Annotated in this window: 18 protein-coding genes; 12 read left to right on the top strand and 6 right to left on the bottom strand. The window is 72.8% G+C overall.

Going from position 1 to position 15,673, the window contains the following annotated elements:
- On the bottom strand, window positions 1–1,388 hold a 1,388-nt coding region (locus Ade02nite_RS16020), incomplete at its 3' end, for a hypothetical protein (RefSeq protein WP_203763070.1).
- A gap of 87 nt (window positions 1,389–1,475) precedes the next feature.
- Between Ade02nite_RS16020 and Ade02nite_RS16025 the strand changes: the two genes are divergently transcribed.
- The 3 genes from Ade02nite_RS16025 to Ade02nite_RS16035 are packed head-to-tail and all read left to right on the top strand — an operon-like array spanning window position 1,476 to window position 2,651.
- Window positions 1,476–1,877 (top strand): DUF6325 family protein, encoded by a 402-nt coding sequence (locus tag Ade02nite_RS16025; protein ID WP_203763074.1) that lies wholly within the window; start codon window positions 1,476–1,478, stop codon window positions 1,875–1,877.
- Window positions 1,878–1,887: 10 nt separating this feature from the next.
- A complete protein-coding gene (locus Ade02nite_RS16030) occupies window positions 1,888–2,334 on the top strand; it encodes a DUF6325 family protein (protein ID WP_203763076.1) in 447 nt (148 codons plus the stop codon).
- 5 nt (window positions 2,335–2,339) lie between these two features.
- Complete coding sequence (locus tag Ade02nite_RS16035; RefSeq protein ID WP_203763079.1) at window positions 2,340–2,651, top strand: SHOCT domain-containing protein; 312 nt, start codon at window positions 2,340–2,342, stop codon at window positions 2,649–2,651.
- Window positions 2,652–2,662: 11 nt separating this feature from the next.
- Here the strand turns inward: Ade02nite_RS16035 and Ade02nite_RS16040 are convergent, their stop codons facing one another.
- Genes Ade02nite_RS16040 through Ade02nite_RS16050 form a run of 3 tightly spaced genes read right to left on the bottom strand, consistent with a single transcriptional unit; the run spans window position 2,663 to window position 4,631 of the window.
- A complete protein-coding gene (locus tag Ade02nite_RS16040) occupies window positions 2,663–3,199 on the bottom strand; it encodes a hypothetical protein (RefSeq protein ID WP_203763082.1) in 537 nt (178 codons plus the stop codon).
- A complete protein-coding gene (locus Ade02nite_RS16045; RefSeq protein ID WP_203763085.1) occupies window positions 3,196–3,930 on the bottom strand; it encodes a hypothetical protein in 735 nt (244 codons plus the stop codon). Before Ade02nite_RS16045 ends, Ade02nite_RS16040 begins: the two co-directional genes overlap by 4 nt.
- Window positions 3,924–4,631, bottom strand: coding sequence for an ABC transporter ATP-binding protein (locus tag Ade02nite_RS16050; protein WP_203763088.1), 708 nt, complete (start codon window positions 4,629–4,631; stop codon window positions 3,924–3,926). Before Ade02nite_RS16050 ends, Ade02nite_RS16045 begins: the two co-directional genes overlap by 7 nt.
- 100 nt (window positions 4,632–4,731) lie before the next feature.
- Here Ade02nite_RS16050 and Ade02nite_RS16055 point away from each other — a divergent pair, with 100 nt between their 5' ends.
- From Ade02nite_RS16055 to Ade02nite_RS16065, 3 genes are read left to right on the top strand one after another with little or no spacing between them, the layout of a single operon-like run.
- Window positions 4,732–5,652 (top strand): sensor histidine kinase, encoded by a 921-nt coding sequence (locus Ade02nite_RS16055; protein ID WP_203763091.1) that lies wholly within the window; start codon window positions 4,732–4,734, stop codon window positions 5,650–5,652.
- 20 nt (window positions 5,653–5,672) lie between these two features.
- Window positions 5,673–6,332, top strand: coding sequence for a response regulator (locus tag Ade02nite_RS16060; RefSeq protein ID WP_203763094.1), 660 nt, complete (start codon window positions 5,673–5,675; stop codon window positions 6,330–6,332).
- A 28-nt stretch (window positions 6,333–6,360) separates the two neighbouring features.
- Entirely contained in the window at window positions 6,361–6,717 is a 357-nt protein-coding gene (locus Ade02nite_RS16065; protein ID WP_203763097.1) for a nitroreductase family deazaflavin-dependent oxidoreductase, read from the top strand.
- 43 nt (window positions 6,718–6,760) lie between these two features.
- Here the strand turns inward: Ade02nite_RS16065 and Ade02nite_RS16070 are convergent, their stop codons facing one another.
- Entirely contained in the window at window positions 6,761–7,243 is a 483-nt protein-coding gene (locus tag Ade02nite_RS16070) for a DUF6069 family protein (RefSeq protein ID WP_239168793.1), read from the bottom strand.
- A 187-nt stretch (window positions 7,244–7,430) separates the two neighbouring features.
- On the opposite strand from Ade02nite_RS16070, the gene Ade02nite_RS16075 reads away from it, so the two are divergent.
- A complete protein-coding gene (locus Ade02nite_RS16075; protein ID WP_203763100.1) occupies window positions 7,431–8,300 on the top strand; it encodes an acetyltransferase in 870 nt (289 codons plus the stop codon).
- A gap of 3 nt (window positions 8,301–8,303) precedes the next feature.
- Here Ade02nite_RS16075 and Ade02nite_RS16080 read toward each other — a convergent pair whose 3' ends face one another.
- The gene (locus Ade02nite_RS16080) at window positions 8,304–8,759 is read right to left on the bottom strand and encodes a hypothetical protein (protein ID WP_203763103.1); all 456 of its coding nucleotides are present in this window, start codon (window positions 8,757–8,759) and stop codon (window positions 8,304–8,306) included.
- Between the two features lie 131 nt (window positions 8,760–8,890).
- Between Ade02nite_RS16080 and Ade02nite_RS16085 the strand changes: the two genes are divergently transcribed.
- The 5 genes from Ade02nite_RS16085 (at window position 8,891) to Ade02nite_RS16105 (ending at window position 15,487) form a co-directional block, all read left to right on the top strand.
- Window positions 8,891–9,349, top strand: a complete 459-nt coding sequence (locus tag Ade02nite_RS16085) for a MarR family winged helix-turn-helix transcriptional regulator (protein WP_203763106.1) — start codon at window positions 8,891–8,893, stop codon at window positions 9,347–9,349.
- A complete protein-coding gene (locus tag Ade02nite_RS16090; protein WP_239168794.1) occupies window positions 9,350–10,939 on the top strand; it encodes a DHA2 family efflux MFS transporter permease subunit in 1,590 nt (529 codons plus the stop codon).
- A 78-nt stretch (window positions 10,940–11,017) separates the two neighbouring features.
- Window positions 11,018–12,499 carry a GGDEF domain-containing protein gene (locus Ade02nite_RS16095; RefSeq protein WP_203763109.1) on the top strand — a complete coding sequence of 494 codons (1,482 nt, stop codon included), beginning with the start codon at window positions 11,018–11,020 and terminating at the stop codon, window positions 12,497–12,499.
- A 59-nt stretch (window positions 12,500–12,558) separates the two neighbouring features.
- A complete protein-coding gene (locus tag Ade02nite_RS16100; RefSeq protein WP_203763112.1) occupies window positions 12,559–14,979 on the top strand; it encodes a glycogen/starch/alpha-glucan phosphorylase in 2,421 nt (806 codons plus the stop codon).
- A 40-nt stretch (window positions 14,980–15,019) separates the two neighbouring features.
- Window positions 15,020–15,487, top strand: a complete 468-nt coding sequence (locus Ade02nite_RS16105; RefSeq protein ID WP_203763115.1) for a hypothetical protein — start codon at window positions 15,020–15,022, stop codon at window positions 15,485–15,487.
- Window positions 15,488–15,673 lie beyond the last annotated feature (186 nt).

The following is a 15,673-nucleotide window of genomic DNA, read 5'->3' on the forward strand; positions in this document are numbered from 1 at the left end:
CCGGCCGCCGGCGCCGGTTCCGGTGCCGGCTCGGGCTCGTCGTGCCGGCGCGTGCCGATCAGGGTCACGCCGATCTCGTACGCGGCGAGCAGCACCACGATCACCAGCAGGCCGGTCCACGACGACCAGATCAGTGCGGCGATGCCCGCCACCACCAGCCCGCCGACGCGGAACGCGTCCAGGTAGCGCCCGATGAAGCCCGGCGCGTGCGCGGTCACCACCGCGCCCTCGCGCCACGCCCAGCGGCCGCCGGTGACGGCCTGCCGGCGCAGCCACCGCGGGATGCGGCCCGGTCCCACCAGGTAGGCGAGCAGGGCGAGCAGCGCCCCGATCCAGATGATCTGCGTGCCCCGCTCGCGCAGCAGCGCGAAGACACTGTCGACGGCCGCGTTCACGCCGTCGCGGTAGACGCCCTCCGGCACCTGCGCGACCGCCTCCCGGCGCACCGCTCGCAGGATCACCGTGACGGTCAGCGCCGCCACCACCAGCCAGATCCCCAGCTGTACGGCGGTACGGCGGCGCCGCGGCGACACCACGAACGCGGCGATCACCAGCACGATCGTCGAGGCGACGAAGAGCGCCAGGTACCGCTTCGACGCGGCCACGGTGTCCTGCAACGCCTTGAGCTGCCCACCGTCGTACACGGTGAACTGGGCGAAGTTGGCGGGGAGGGTGACACCGAGCGCCTCCTCCACCCGTACCCGCAGATTGTCGGGAATGGCACCGGAGCTCAGGTCGGGAAGGGTGATCTGCTTGCCGAACAGGGTCGGAAGCTGGGCGCTGAGCTCGCGCAGGGCCTGGTTGATCAGGGGCAGCAGGTCGATGTCGATGTGATCGCCGGCCGCCGTCACGACCTCGCTGTCGCCCTCGACGACGGCCATGACCCGGTCGTGCACGCGCCGGTTCAGCTCGATCCAGACGGTCTGGAAGCCGTCGCTGCGCAGCACGTTCGTGACGATCCGCTCGACCTGCTGGTGCAGCTGCCCGGCGATCGGGCCGGCGGCGAAGCCGGCCTGCTGCGGCAGCACGTCCCGCAGCCGCTGCTCCACGTTGATCACCGTGAAGGTCTGGTCGGTGGCGTACTGCGCGACGGCCGCGGAGATCGCCGGGTCCTGCGGCAGCGGGGCGACGGTCGTCACCCAGCGGTCGGTGTTGAGCGCCGTGCGCGCCGCCCAGAGGCCGACCACGCTGAGGACGAGCGCGAAGGCCGCCACGGCCGCCAGGATCGCGGCGACGATCCCGCGCACCCTCCTCGACGTCCGCCGGGGCGGGCGCTTCTCGCGGGTCGCCAGCTCGCGGCGCAGGCCGGCGACCTCGGCGCGCAGGCGCTCGAGCTCCGCCCTCTCGTCATGGTCCGCCGAGGCCGCTGTGGGCATGCTGCTGGTCATGCTCCGACCGTCACCGATCGGCGCCCACCCCCGATTCATCCCTGCCGGATGAATCCCGCCCGCACCCCGCGGCGCACGCTGAGACGCATGGCATTGGGGCCGCTGGAACTCATGGTTCTGTCCTTTCCCGCGGAAGATCTCAACGACGGCGTGCGCGCCACCCTGGACCGGCTCGCTCGCGCCGGTCAGATGCGGATCGTCGACGCCCTCGTCGTTCGCAGCGACCCCGCCGGTGGCACCTGTGCCGTCGAGCTGAGCGACCTGCCCGGCATCCGCGGCGACCCGACGGCGCTCGCCGCCCTGTCCACCGGGCTCATCCCGGAGGCCGACCTGCACGACGTCGCGTTGCTCACCGACGACGCGACCGACGTGCTCGCCGTCCTCCTCGAACACCGCTGGATCGGCGACCTCGCCGGCCGAGTGGCCGCGGCCCGGGGCCAGATCGTCGCCCTCACCCACATCTCGGGAGCTCCCAGCCCCGCCTTTTGAAAGGACCGATATGCCCGAAGTCGACGAGATGGGCCCCATCGACTACCTGTGCGTCGAGTTCCCGGCCGGCAGCATGGACGGCACCGCCTTCCCGTTGCTGGTCGACCTGGTGGACCGTCACATCATCCGCATCCTCGACATCGCGCTGATCCGCAAGGACGCGGACGGCAAGGTGTTCGCCCTCGAGGAGTCGGAGTTCGACATCAACGGCCTCGACGCCTTCCACGGCGCCGCGTCCGGCCTCCTCGACGGTGAGGACCTCCGCGAGGCCGGCGAGGTCCTGGCACCGGGCGCCGCCGCGGTGCTGCTGATCTACGAGAACACGTGGGCCGCCCCGCTGGCCCGCCGGCTGCGCCTCAACGGCGCCCAACTCGTCGCGAGCGGCCGCATCCCGGTGCAGGCCCTCCTGGCGGCGCTGGACGACACGGAGCCGCAGTACGCGGCCAAGGAGAGGTAGGACCCATGCCAGGACTGCTCCGAGGAATCGCCCGCACGGCGGTGGTGGCCGGCACCGCGTCGGCCGTCTCCGGCCGCGTGCGCCACCGCCAGGACGGCCGCTGGGCCCGGCAGGAGGCCCAGGACCAGATGATGAGCCAGCAGGCGTACGCCCCGCCGCCCCAGCAGGTCTACGTCGCGCCGCCGCAGCCCGCCGCCCCGCAGGCCGACATGTCGGCGAAGATCGAACAGCTGAAGCAGCTGGGCGACCTGAAGGCCCAGGGCGTACTGAGCGAGGCCGAGTTCGAGGCCCAGAAGGCCCGGATCCTCAACTCCTGAGGCGCACGGGCTCAGGCCGCGTCCCGCCGGGCCAGGACGGCGACGGCAGCCGCGAGGACCGCCATCGTGCACACCACGGTGGCGGCCGCGCCGCGCGACGGCTGGAGCAGCGCGGTGTCCGGCAACCACGGCGCGCTCGCCGGGAAACGGGCGCGCAGCAGAGGGCCCACGATCAGGTACGCCGTCAAGGTCACGGCGACGCTCGGCAGCGTACGCCGCAGCAGCAGGCCGGCCCCCGCGGCCGTCAGCGTCGTGGCGAGCAGATAGGCCGACGTGGCCGGCGTGAGCAGCGTGAGCGGACCCGCCACCGCGACCAGCGCCGCCACCTTCGCGGCGACCAGGCGCGGGCGGTCCGGGACGGCCAGCAGGCTCGTGCGGAACTGGCCCTGGAACTCGTGGGTGGCGGACAGCACCCCGAAGATCAGAAAACCCACCTGGCGGTACGGCGCCGGCTCCGGCAGCAGCGCCGCCGCGGCGGTCAGCGCGGCCGTGACCAGCAGCGACGGCAGCGTGAGCAGCTTGCGGATCTCGGCGTGGACGGCGCTCACGCGTCCCGCCGGTGGAAGAGCACGGCCGCGCCGGCCAGCATCGCGGCCACCCACGCCGTCATGATCAGGCCGGCGGTCACCGGCGGGATGCGCTCGTCGGGGCCGCCGCGCAGGAACATGTGCGCGCCGACGAGGTCGGGCAGGTAGGCCGCCAGGCCGGTCACCTTGGTCAGCAGATACGACACCGAGACGACCGAGGCGTTCACGATCAGCAGGGTCAGCGTGACGACGCCGTTGCGGGCGGCCAGCGTGATCGCGTACGCCATCAGAGCGAGCAGCACCCAGTAGAGCACCGCCCCGGTGATCCGTCCCGCCGACCACGGCGCCACGGACGTGCCGTGCACCGCGCGGGTCAGCGCGACCGTCAGCACCGCCGTGAGCGCTCCCTGCGCCGCCGTCACCAGCACCAGCGCCGCACCCTTCGCCGCGAACAGGCGCATCCGGCGGGGCTGCGCCATCAGGGTGGCGGTCAGCTGCCGGGCGCCCGGCACGTCGTCGCCGGTTCGCGTGTACTCGCTGCTCACGATCACGACCCCGAGGATCATCGCGCCGAGCAGGCCGATGCCCAGGTTCTGGTAGCCGAGATCGGTGACGTCGCGCCCCTCGGCGATCGCCCGGCGCATCGCCGGCGCGTTCACGAGCACGAGCGCGGGGGCGGCGAGCGTGCCCAGGATCAGGCCGGCCCAGGCCGTCGGCAGGCCGAGCAGCTTGCGCAGCTCCACGATCACCATGACCGCTCCGATCCGGTGAGGGCGAAGAACGCGTCCTCCAGCGTCGCGTGGTCGCCGGTGACGCCGGCGAGCGTGCCCTGCGCGACCACGGCACCCTTGTCGATGACCACGACGTCGTCGGCGATCTCGGCGAGCTCACCCATGAGGTGGCTGGAGAGCAGCACCGTGCGCCCCTGGCCGGCGCTGTCGCGCAGGAACGAGCGCATCCAGCGGATGCCGCCGGGGTCCAGCCCGTTGACCGGCTCGTCCAGCACCAGCACGGGCGGGTCGCCGAGCAGCGCCGCCGCCAGGCCCAGCCGCCGGCTCATGCCGAGCGAGAACCGGCCGGTGCGCCGCGACGCGTCATCGGTCAGGCCGACGATCTCGAGGACCTCGTCCACCCGGCGGCCGGCGATGCCGTTGCTCGCCGCGACCCAGCGCAGGTGGGCGCGCGCCGATCGGGCCCGGTGCGCCCCGCTGCCGTCCAGCAGCGCGCCGACGACGGTCAACGGGCGGGAGATGGCGGCGTACGGCCGGCCGTCCACCAGGGCACGCCCGCCGCCCGGCCGGTCGAGGCCGAGCAGGATGCGGATCGTCGAGGTCTTGCCCGCGCCGTTCGGCCCGAGGAATCCCGTGACCCGCCCCGGCCTCGCCTCGAAGCTGACGTCGCGCAGGATCGTCCTGCGCCCCTTGGTCTTGCCGACCCGGTCGATGGTGATCATAGGGGCAGTCAAGCCGGTGGCCGGCCCGTGCACATCGGACCAGGCTCGCAACCGTCGGGCGCGGCCTACGACCCAGGTCTGAGAACTACAGTGGCCTCCCATGAGCGCAGACCGCCGCCCGGTGCGGCGTTCCCGGGCCGTGCCGGTGCTCGCGGTGGTCGTCACGGTGGCCGCGATGGCGATGGTGACGACCGGCTCGCGGGGCGCCGCGGCCGCCGTCGTCCCGCCGGTCCTCGTCGGCGCCTCGCTCGCGGCCGCGCTGTGGGCGATCCGCCGCTGGCGCGCCGACCGGGCCGACTACGAGGCGCGGCTGACCGCCTGGGCCGCCTCCGAGGCGGTGCTGGCCGAGCGCCTGCGCATCGCCGGCGACCTGCACGACGTCGTCTCCCACGGGCTGGGCCTCATCACGGTGCGGGCCGCCGCCACCCGGCACGCCGGCAAGCCGGCGGAGGTCGACGCGGCGCTCGCCGACATCGAGGAGGCGAGCCGCACCGCCACGGCCGAGCTGCGCCGCATGCTCACGGTGCTGCGCGGGCCGGCCACCGGGGAGCCGCGGACGCCGGCGGACACCCTGGAGAGCCTTCCCGAGATCGTCCGGGCGGCGACCGTGATGGGCCTGCGGCCCCACCTCACCACCGGCGACCTCGGCACGGTCTCCCCCGGCGTCCAGCTCGCCGTCTGCCGGGCCGTGCGGGAGGGGCTGAGCAACGCCGCCCGGCATGCCGGGCCCACCGACGTGCGGATCGGCGTGCACCGCGACGGCGCGGCGGTCACGGTCACCGTCGCGGACGGCGGCCCCGGCCCGGCCGGGTGGCGGGCCGCCCCCGGCGCCGGGCACGGCCTGCTCGGCCTGCGCGAGCGCATCACCGCCCTGGGCGGCACGCTGCGGGCCGGCCCCGTCGACGGCGGCTTCCGGCTGACCGCCCGCATCCCGGACGAGCCGCCCGCCCGCACCGGCGACTCGCCTCCCGGACGCACCGGCGATGAGCTGGCCGCCCGCTTGTCCGGCGGGGCGTCGTGACCCGGGCGACCGTCCGCGTCATGCTCGCCGACGACCAGCCGCTGCTGCGCCGCAGCCTCGCCATGATCATCGACAAGGAGCCGGACCTCGCCGTGGTCGCCCAGGCCGCCGACGGCGCCGACGCGGTGGCCCGGGCCCGCGGCGTCCGGCCGGACGTCATCCTCATGGACGTGCGCATGCCCCGCCTCGACGGGCTGGAGGCGACCCGGCGGATCTGCGCCGACCCGGTCCTCGACGGCACCCGCGTGGTCGTCCTGAGCATGTTCGAGCTCGACGCGTACGTGCACGAGGCGCTGCGCGCGGGCGCGTCCGGCTTCCTGCTCAAGGACGCCCACCCGGAGGACCTGCTGGCGGCGATACGCCGTACGCACCGGGGCGAGTCCCTGTTCGCCCCGGCGATCCTCACCCGCCTGATCGCGCACTACCTCGAGGCGCCACGCCCGGAGCGCGACGGCCGGCTGCGCGGGCTGACCACCCGCGAGATCGACGTGCTGGCCCTGATCGGCGCCGGCCGGTCCAACGACGAGATCGCCGAAGCCCTGGTCATCTCGGTCAAGACCGTGAAGACCCACATCACCCACCTGCTGGCCAAGCTGGCCGCCCGCGACCGCGCCCAGCTGGTGATCGCCGCCTACGACGCCGGCCTGGTGCGCCCCGCGCGCCACGGCTTCTTGACGTGAAGTCCACTTGAGCTTGCACCATGGCGGCATGACGGTGAGCGACGAAGTCCGCCAGGCACTGGACGAGCAGATGACCGTGGAGATCACCACCATCGGCCGCCGGTCCGGACAGCCGCGGCGCATGGAGACCTGGCGCTACCGGGCGAACGGGCGATACTGGCTCACCGGCAGCCCCGGCACCCGAGACTGGTATGCGAACCTCCTGGCACACCCCGCGTTCACCCTCCACCTCGGAGACCGTGATCTCCCGGCGCACGGACGAGTGGTGACCGACCCGGAGGAGCGGGCGCGGGTGCTCGGCGAGATCGTGCCCGGCCTGGACTGGGCGAGCAGCCTCGAGGCATGGATCGAAGGCAGTCCGCTGGTGGAGATCGAGCTGAGCTGAGCGACACGGGCGCCCGTTCCCCGGCGCCCACCCGATGCGGGCCTCAGCTGTAGGTTCGCGGATACGGCCCCGGCGTCTGCGGCCGCGCCACCCGGATCAGCGACGACTTCGCCACCCCCGCGACCAGCGACCCGATCGCGATGCCCAAAATCATGTTGAGCCCGGCCGTGTAGAGCCTGGAGCCCAGGCTCGCGTCCGTCACGAACGGCGCCAGCATCGCCACCACCGTGCCGAGCGCGACCACCCACCCGAAGAACCGCATCGGCCGCGGCGTGGTCACCAGCAGCACGTGGGCCAGTCCGGTCACGACCAGCGCCGCCATCGCCGCGCCGAAGGCGTACCAGCCCGTCGAGGCGTCGCCCCACGTGCCTTCGCCCTTGGGTGCCAGCACGTCGATGTCGAAGAGCCCGCGGCCGAACAGGATGCCGGCGATCGCGATCAGGGCGGCCACCGCGGCCGTGGCCGCGCCGCCGGACCAGAGCTTGCCGGCGTTGACGGCCGGGCGTGGTTCGTTCATAGCGGTCATATGCCGAGCGTCACGAAGCTTCCCCGCGCACGCTTCACCCGGCGTGGATGGTTCCTGATATCGTGGCCGGCACGCCGATGAGCAGCCGAAGGGAGGTCAGAACAATGTCCGATGTTCTGCGCCCCTTCCGTGGCCCGGCGTCCCCGCGGAGCTGATCGAGGGCGCGTGCAAGCGCGGAGGCCCCAGCATGACCGCTCTGACGTTCCGCCCGCTCGTCGCGGGTGAGGAAGACCTGTTCGACTCCCTGCCCGATCCGCTGCCCGAGCTGCGCCAGGCGTCCTACGCCGACGGTCTCGCCTCGGGCGGTTTTCACCCCTCCCGTGCGTGGGTGGCGCTGCGCGACGGCGCGGTGGTGGCCCGCGCCGCGTGGGTGCTGCCGCCGGGCGCGCAGGGTGAGCCATGGCTGGAGCGTTTCGACGCCCACGACCCCGAGATCGGTGCCGCCCTGCTGCGGGCCGCCCACGAGGCGTTCGGTCTCGTCCCGCCCTATTACGCCGCCGCTCCCGCTCATTGGCGCCGGCGCCCCGAGATCAAAGACCTTCTGGCCGTACGCCTCGGCGCCGCCACCCGTGCCGGGCTGGTCGAGCGGGGTGAGCGCCTGCGCCTGACGTGGGCCGGTGCTCCCCTGCCGGCCACGAGCGGGCGCTACCGATTCCGTCCCGCCACCGGGGACGACGAGATCAACGCCCTGGTCGCGCGGGTCGGTCGGCCCGATGTGGTGACGGGGGCCGAGACCGCGCTCGCCGTGGCGGGGCTCGATCTTGCGACTGATCCGCTGCCGTGGCTGCGTACCGCCACGTGGCTGGTGGCGGACGAGGCGGGACTCGTCGCCGCCGCCGGTGACCATTGCTATCCGCTGATCGGCTATCTGGGGCTGCTCGACGACGCGGCGCGCGAGGAGCTGATCGCCGAGGCGGTACGGGTGCTCGCCGCGGGCGGTGCCCGGGAGGTGGTCGCCGACGTCGACTCGTACCGTGTGGAGGTCCTCGCCGCGTTGGAGCGGACCGGCTTCCGCCAGATCCGCTCCAGGGTGACGCTCAGCCGGAGCGAGGGGTGACGCTCAGCTGTTGAGCGAGGCCTGACGCGCCTCGATCGCCTTGACGGTGTTGTGCAGGGCCTTGACCAGCACGCCCTTGCCGACGCTGCCGAGCAGCAGCCCGGTCACCTTGCCCTTGAGGTTCTTGCCGTCGCGCACCACCACCGCGTCCAGGGTGGTGGTGCCGTCGGGCTGCCGGCTGAACGTGTAGGTGTGCCCGGAGTCGCCGCCCCAGATGTTCGAGTCGATCGTCGTCATCGTGACGCGCGACGGGTCGGACCAGTCGTAGCGCAGGCGCTCCCAGATCCCGCCGGCGCCCTCGGTGACGTCGGCGTAGGTGTCGCCGAGCTCGTGCACCTTCAGGTCGGCGTCGGAGCTGTTCGCGAAGAGCTTCTGCCGTCCGGGGCCGAAGTCGGTGAGCCCGGCGATGAACTGCTCGGGGGTGAGGGTGGTGGTTTCGTGCATCCGAATGGTCGCCATGGGAAGAGCTTGTCCGCCGGGGCACCTGTGCCGAGCCCGTAGGACACCCTGGTCGTCCCCTGGTGCGCGGCCAGGGTGACGTGGGCCTCACGCGCTAGAATACATATGACGACATACCTAATATCGTACGGGTGAACGACAACGCACGGGTGAACGACATCGCCGCCGCCGTCGTGGCGCTCGCGCCCGCGCTGCACCGCGCCCTGGAACGCCGCGCCGACGCCGAGTTCGAGCATCCCCGGCCCCCGGAGATGCAGCTCTCGGCGCTGCGGCTGGTCCGCCGCCGTCCCGGCACGACGGTGCGCGAGCTCGCCGGCGAGCTCCAGCTCAAGCCGAACAACGCGAGCGCCCTGGTGACCGCCATGGTCGCCGGCGGGCTGCTGCTCAAGGAGCACGACCAGGCCGACCGCCGCGTCGTCCGGCTGCGGCTGACCGACCAGGCCCGCGAGCGGCACGACGCCGTCCAGGCCCTGTTCACCGGCTATGTCGAGGCCGCCCTGACCACCCTCACCGACCGGGAGCGCCGCGACGTGGCCGCGGCGCTGCCGGTCCTCAGCCGCCTCGCGGAACAGATCAAGCAGGGAGAGTAAGTGTCCACCCAAACCAAGACGCCGACCCCGGCGCACAGCCCGCCGCGCGCCGAGAACCGCCGTAACCGGCCCTGGCCGGCGCTGATCGCCGTCGCGTTCGGCCTGTTCATGGTCGGCCTCGACGGCAGCATCGTGTCGATCGCCAACCCCGAGATCGGCCGCGACCTGAACGCCGGCACCGCCGGCCTCCAGTGGGTCACCAACGCCTACCTGCTGGCGCTGGCCGCCTCGCTGATCCTGGGCGGCAAGCTCGGCGACCGCTTCGGCCGGCGCACCTACTACCTCATCGGCGTGGCCGGCTTCACCGTCGCGTCGGTGGCGATCGGCCTGTCCGGCTCGATCGGCGGGGTCATCGCGTTCCGGGCGGCGCAGGGCTTCTTCGGCGGCCTGCTGATGCCGAACACGCTCGGCATCCTGCGGGCCGTCTTCCCGCCCAGGAAGTTCGGCATGGCGGTCGGCATCTGGGCCATGGTCTCCTCGGTGTCGACAGCGCTCGGCCCGATCGCCGGTGGCCTGCTCGTCGAGCACGTCAACTGGGAGTCGGTCTTCTACGTCAACGCCCCGATCGGCATCATCGCCCTCGTGGTGAGCGCCCTCGTGCTGCCGCAGAGCAAGAGCTCCACCGGGCACCACCGCTTCGACATCCCCGGCATCGTGCTGCTCGCGGCCGGCCTGGTCGTGATGGTCTTCGGCGTGGTCAAGGGCGAGACGTGGGGCTGGGGCTCGGCCGCCACGCTCGGCACGATCGCCGCGGGCATCGCCGTCCTGATCGTCTTCGGCTGGTACGAGACCCGGATCGAGCACCCGCTGCTGCCGATGCGCCTGTTCCGCAACTCCGCGCTGACCATCGGCACGGTCCTCACCGCCGTGAACTTCTTCGTGCTGCTCGGCTCGATCTTCTACGTGATGCTCTACCTGCAGAACGTGCGCGGCTACACCCCGGTCATGGCCGGCGTGCTGACCCTGCCGCTGAGCCTCGCCTCGGTGGTCGCCTCGCCGCTCGGCGCCGCGCTCACCGACCGCTTCGGCCCGCGCCTCACCATGCCCCTCGGCATGGTCCTCCAGGCGCTCGCGTCGTTCGGCCTCCTGCTGCTGGACACCGATTCGCCGTACGCGGTGATGTGGCCCTCGTTCATCCTGCTCGGCCTCGGCGTCGGCATGATCATGGCGGCGTCCTCCGAGGCGATCGTCGGCAACGCCCCCGTCAAGGACGCGGGTGTCGCGGGCGGGCTCCAGGCGACCGCGCTGCAGGTCGGCGGCGCGCTCGGCACCTCGGTGCTGGTCTCGCTGATCAGCAGCCGGGCCGGTTCGACGCTGTACGAGGCGCTGACCGGCGCCGGGGTGCCCGCCCCGGTGGCCACCGGCCTGCAGGAGGCGAAGGACGCCGTGGCCATGGGCGTGGCCCCGGTCTCGGACACCATGCCCGGCCAGGTGCGCACCGCGGTCGTCGAGGGCGCCGGCCAGGCGTTCATCAACGGCCTGCACGTCGCGGCCCTCACCACGGCGATCCTGTGCCTCGTCGCCGCGGTGGTCGCGGTCGTCGGCGTGCGGCGGGGAGCGTCACCGACCGAGGGCGTGGCCGCCCATTGACCGGGCCCGGTTCGGGTGCACCCCCGATGCACCCGAACCGGACCGCCGGCGGCTCCCCCGCGGGCGCAGGCTTCCAGCGTGCCGAAGGCCCTGACGACCACGCCGCGCCGCCGATGGGCGGGCTGGCAGCTGATCCTTGCCCTCGGCGGGCCGGTGATCGCCCTCTACTACTGGTGCCTGCACCTGGGCTCCGGCTGGGGCGGCACGCAGGTCGCCCTCTACACCAGCGCCAACGGCGCGCTCGCCCTGAGCTGCCTGGTCACCGCCGTGCGCCGCCGCGAGCTGCGGGCGATCATGCTGTTCTTCGCCGCCTCGGCGCTCGCCTCGATCTTCGGCGACGTGATCTTCTACTTCCTCGCGCTGGTCGGCGGCGAGGTCGCCTATCCGAGCGTGGCCGACGTGGGCTACCTCGCGGCGTACCCGCTGCTGGCGAGCGGCCTGCTGCTGCTCGTGCGCCGCCGGACGCCGGGCCGCGACTTCGCGAGCGCCCTCGACGCGGCGATCGTCGCGGTCGGCGTGGGCTACCTCGTCCTCGAGCTGGCGATCCTGCCGACGACGGACGTGAGCGCGGCCTCGGTCACGACGCTGGTCTCGGTGGCCTACCCCGTCGGCGACCTCATGCTCATCGTGGTCGGCGCCCGCCTGCTGATCGGCGGCACGCGCACCGCTCCCCTGCTGATGATCGCCGCCTACCTGGCGCTCGTGCTGTTCGCCGACACGGCGTACAGCGTGCAGACCTTCGACGGCACGTACGCGGCCGGGAACTTCCTGGACGCCATCTGGATGAGCGCCGCCTTCCTCCTGGCCGCCGGCGTGACCCACCCCGGCGCGCCGAAGCTGCTCACCCGCAACGCCACCGTGACGTCCGACGCCACCCCGCGCCGGCTGACCGTGCTGGCCGTGGCCGCCATCGTCGCACCGACCACGATGACGGTGCAGTACCTGACCGGCCACTCCCCGCACGTCGCGATCGCCGGCCTGGTCTGCAACGTGCTCTTCCTGCTGGTGCTGGGCCGCATGGCCGGCCTGGTCCGCGCCCAGCGGCACGCCGCCATCACCGACGCGCTGACCGGCCTGCGCAGCCGCCGCTTCTTCGAGCAGTCCCTGCGCGCCGAGTCCGCCCGGGCCGGCCGCCACGACGCCGACCTCAGCATGCTGCTGCTCGACATCGACCACTTCAAGACCGTCAACGACACGTACGGCCACGCCGGCGGCGACCGCGTCCTCGTCGAGGTGGCCGACCGCCTGCACGCCGCCGTCCGCCCCGGCGACCTGGTGGCCCGCTACGGCGGCGAGGAGTTCGCCGTCCTGCTCCCCGGCGCCGGCCCCGCCGAGGCCGCCGACATCGCCGACCGCCTGCGCCGCGCCATCGCCGACACCCCCATCGCCGTCGGCGACAACCTGTGGCACCAGGTCACCGTCTCGGTCGGCGTGGCCGGACCGCAGATGCCCGAGGAGATGGTCCTCGCCGCCGACCGTGCCCTCTACGCCTCCAAGGACGCCGGCCGCGACCGCGTCACCATCGCCGAGCCCGCCGCCCCCTCGCCGGTGCCGGCCTGACCCCGATCCTGTCGGCCTCCCGACAACTTCCGGAAACCTGATCGGGGCAGGGTGGGGGGATGGACCTTCGCAACGGGGTGGAACTGCGGTCGCTCGGCACGTCGCCGGCCGCGTTCAAGGAAGACCTGCTGAGCAACCTCTACTACCGCCGCGGGACGACGGTCGAGTCGGCGAGCGCTCAGGACGCGTACGAGACCCTCGCCCTGACCGTGCGGGACCGCCTGGCGGAACGGCGGGCACGCACCGCGGCGGCGCACTACGCCGCTAATCCCCGATGGGTCTACTACCTGTCCGCCGAATACCTGCTCGGTCCGCAGCTGGAGCAAAATCTTCTCTACAGCGGTACGGCGGAAGCGGCGCGCACGGCGCTGGAGGCGTGCGGGTTCGCGCCCGACGAGATCGCGGCGCTGGACGTCGAGCCGGGCCTCGGCAACGGCGGCCTGGGACGGCTCGCGGCCTGCCTGCTCGACTCGCTCGCCACCATGGACATCCCGGCCGTCGGCTACGGCATCCGATACGACCTGGGCATCTTCAAGCAGGAGTTCCACGACGGCCGGCAGGTCGAGCGGCCGGACGACTGGGCGTTCCAGGGCGACCCGTGGGAGTTCCCGGCGCCGGACGACCGTCAGGTGGTGGGCTTCTACGGCTCGACGTCGGTGGTCGGCGGCCGCACGGTCTGGACCCCCGGCGAGACGGTCCTCGGCGAGCCGAGCCACCTGCTCGTGCCCGGCTACGGCACGGCGACGGTCAACATCGTGCGGCTGTGGCGGGCGCAGGCCAGCGAGGCGTCCTTCGACCTGACCCGCTTCGCGGCCGGGCAGTACGCGGAGGCCGTGCAGGACGCGGTGCGCGCCGAGAACATCAGCAAGGTGCTCTACCCGGACGACAGCACCCCCGCGGGCCGCGAGCTGCGCCTCAAGCAGCAGTACTTCCTGGTGTCGTGCTCGCTGCGCGACATCGTGCGCCGGTTCCGCCTGCGCAACGGCGACTGGGCGGACTTCGCGTCCAAGACGGCGATCCAGCTCAACGACACCCACCCGGTGCTCGCGATCCCCGAGCTCATGCGGCTGCTGGTCGACGAGGAGGGCCTCGACTGGGACCACGCCTGGTCGCTGGTGCGGCGCACGTTCAACTACACCTGCCACACGCTGCTGCCGGAGGCGCTGGAGACCTGGCCGGTGGACATGCTGGGCCGGCTCCTCCCCCGCCACCTGGAGATCATCTACCTGATCAACGCCGAGCTTCTCGACGAGGTCCGAGCCCGCTTCCCGGACGACCTCGACCGGGTACGGCGGATGTCGCTCATCCAGGAGGAGCCGACCCGCCAGGTACGCATGGCCAACCTCGCCGTCACCGGCACCACCAGGACGAACGGCGTCGCCGCCCTGCACACCCAGTTGCTCACCAGCACCGTGCTGCGCGACTTCCACGACCTCTGGCCCGACCGGTTCGTCAACGTCACGAACGGGGTGTCGCCGCGGCGCTTCGTCCGCCTGGCCGACCCTCTTGTGAGCGCGTTGATCTCTGATGGCCTCGGCACCGACCGCTGGCTCTCGGATCTGTCGCTTCTCTCGGGCCTGGCGCCGCTCGTGGCTGACGCCTCCTTCCGGTCGCGGTGGCGGGACGTGAAGCGGGCGAACAAGGCAGCCCTGGGACTGGGCGATCCCGCGGCGCTGCTGGACGTGATGGTGAAGCGGTTCCACGAGTACAAGCGGCAGCAGCTCAAGCTGCTCCACGTGATCACCCTCTACCACCGCATCCTCGCGGGCGGCTACGACGGCGTACCCCGGACCGTGCTCTTCGGCGGCAAGGCGGCGCCGGCCTATCACGCCGCCAAGAACATCATCCACCTGATCAACGCGGTGGCCGCCCGGGTGAACGCCGACCCGGCCACCGACGGCCTGCTCACCGTGGTCTTCCCGGCCAACTACAACATCACGCTGGCCGAACGGGTCATCCCCGCCGCCGACCTGAGCGAGCAGATCTCCATGGCCGGCAAGGAGGCCTCCGGCACGGGCAACATGAAGCTGTCATTGAACGGCGCCCTCACCATCGGCACGCTCGACGGCGCGAACATCGAGATCCGCGACCGCGTCGGCGCCGACAACTTCTTCCTCTTCGGCCTCAACGCGGCCGAGGCCCTGACCCTGCGCTCCGGCGACTACCGCCCCCGCGACCACTACGCCGCCGACGGCGAGCTGCGCGCCGCCCTCGACGTCATCAGCGCGGGCGCCTTCGGCGGCGTCGGCCAGGAGGTGGCCGCGTCCCTGCTCGACCGCGACGAGTACCTGACCCTGGCCGACTACCGCTCGTACGTCGACCGCCAGTCCGACGTCGACGCCGCCTGGCGCGACCAGGAGCGCTGGACCACCATGTCGATCCTCAACACGGCCCGCACCGGCTACTTCTCCTCGGACCGCACGGTCGCCGACTACCTGACCCACATCTGGCACGCGTCCCCGGTCCGCGTGGACGCCTGACCGCCGAAAAATGTCATACCCCCCTGCCAAAATCATGCCCATGTTCACAGTGGAGTTCGAACGCATCGGCTACGCCCCCTTCATCCTCCGCGCGGTGTCCAGCGCCACCAGACCCCTGCTGGTCGAGGAGGTCTACGCCGCCTGGGCCGCGTCCGTCACCTCGTCGGCCAGCCACCTGGTCCGCTGGCCGGCCCCCGGCCGAGCGTGGGAGACCTTCGAGTCCGACGTGCAGGCCCTCGTCACCTCCGGCGACCTGGTCATCTGCGCCGACGACGCCCCCGAGACCCACCCCCACCACCACCTGACCCGCGGCCACGAGGGCCACACCCCCTTCCGCCACGGCCCCGCCCCCACCGTCCGCCGCTACCTGTCGACCCCCACCGGCTCCGCCGCCTGGCGCGACACCTTGTCCGACCGCCCCCTGCGCAGGGCAGTCCACGCCTTGACCACCCGCGTCACCGCGGTCCGCACCCCTCGCCCCACCCCCGTCGGCGCGGGCCGCCGCTGAACCGCCCCAAGAGCTGAGCTCCGGGCACGGCCGGTCCACGACCGCCCGGAGTCCACGGTCCCTCTGCCGCACCGTCACCAACATCGTGCTCGGCAGCGTCGCCACCTCGGCAGCCGCCACCACCCCAGCAGCGCCACCACCCCAGCAGCGCCACCACCCCAGCAGCGCCACCACCCCAGCAGCGCC

It is taken from the genome of Paractinoplanes deccanensis (genome assembly GCF_016862115.1).
Classification (GTDB): Bacteria; Actinomycetota; Actinomycetes; order Mycobacteriales; family Micromonosporaceae; genus Actinoplanes; species Actinoplanes deccanensis.

Coding starts and splice junctions, on each gene's coding strand:
- Ade02nite_RS16025 (WP_203763074.1), top strand. CDS start 1,476: ATGGCATTGGGGCCGCTGGAACTCATGGTTCTGTCCTTTCCCGCGGAA.
- Ade02nite_RS16030 (WP_203763076.1), top strand. CDS start 1,888: ATGCCCGAAGTCGACGAGATGGGCCCCATCGACTACCTGTGCGTCGAG.
- Ade02nite_RS16035 (WP_203763079.1), top strand. CDS start 2,340: ATGCCAGGACTGCTCCGAGGAATCGCCCGCACGGCGGTGGTGGCCGGC.
- Ade02nite_RS16045 (WP_203763085.1), bottom strand. CDS start 3,930: ATGGTGATCGTGGAGCTGCGCAAGCTGCTCGGCCTGCCGACGGCCTGG.
- Ade02nite_RS16050 (WP_203763088.1), bottom strand. CDS start 4,631: ATGATCACCATCGACCGGGTCGGCAAGACCAAGGGGCGCAGGACGATC.
- Ade02nite_RS16055 (WP_203763091.1), top strand. CDS start 4,732: ATGAGCGCAGACCGCCGCCCGGTGCGGCGTTCCCGGGCCGTGCCGGTG.
- Ade02nite_RS16060 (WP_203763094.1), top strand. CDS start 5,673: ATGCTCGCCGACGACCAGCCGCTGCTGCGCCGCAGCCTCGCCATGATC.
- Ade02nite_RS16065 (WP_203763097.1), top strand. CDS start 6,361: ATGACGGTGAGCGACGAAGTCCGCCAGGCACTGGACGAGCAGATGACC.
- Ade02nite_RS16070 (WP_239168793.1), bottom strand. CDS start 7,243: ATGACCGCTATGAACGAACCACGCCCGGCCGTCAACGCCGGCAAGCTC.
- Ade02nite_RS16075 (WP_203763100.1), top strand. CDS start 7,431: ATGACCGCTCTGACGTTCCGCCCGCTCGTCGCGGGTGAGGAAGACCTG.
- Ade02nite_RS16080 (WP_203763103.1), bottom strand. CDS start 8,759: ATGGCGACCATTCGGATGCACGAAACCACCACCCTCACCCCCGAGCAG.
- Ade02nite_RS16100 (WP_203763112.1), top strand. CDS start 12,559: ATGGACCTTCGCAACGGGGTGGAACTGCGGTCGCTCGGCACGTCGCCG.
- Ade02nite_RS16105 (WP_203763115.1), top strand. CDS start 15,020: ATGTTCACAGTGGAGTTCGAACGCATCGGCTACGCCCCCTTCATCCTC.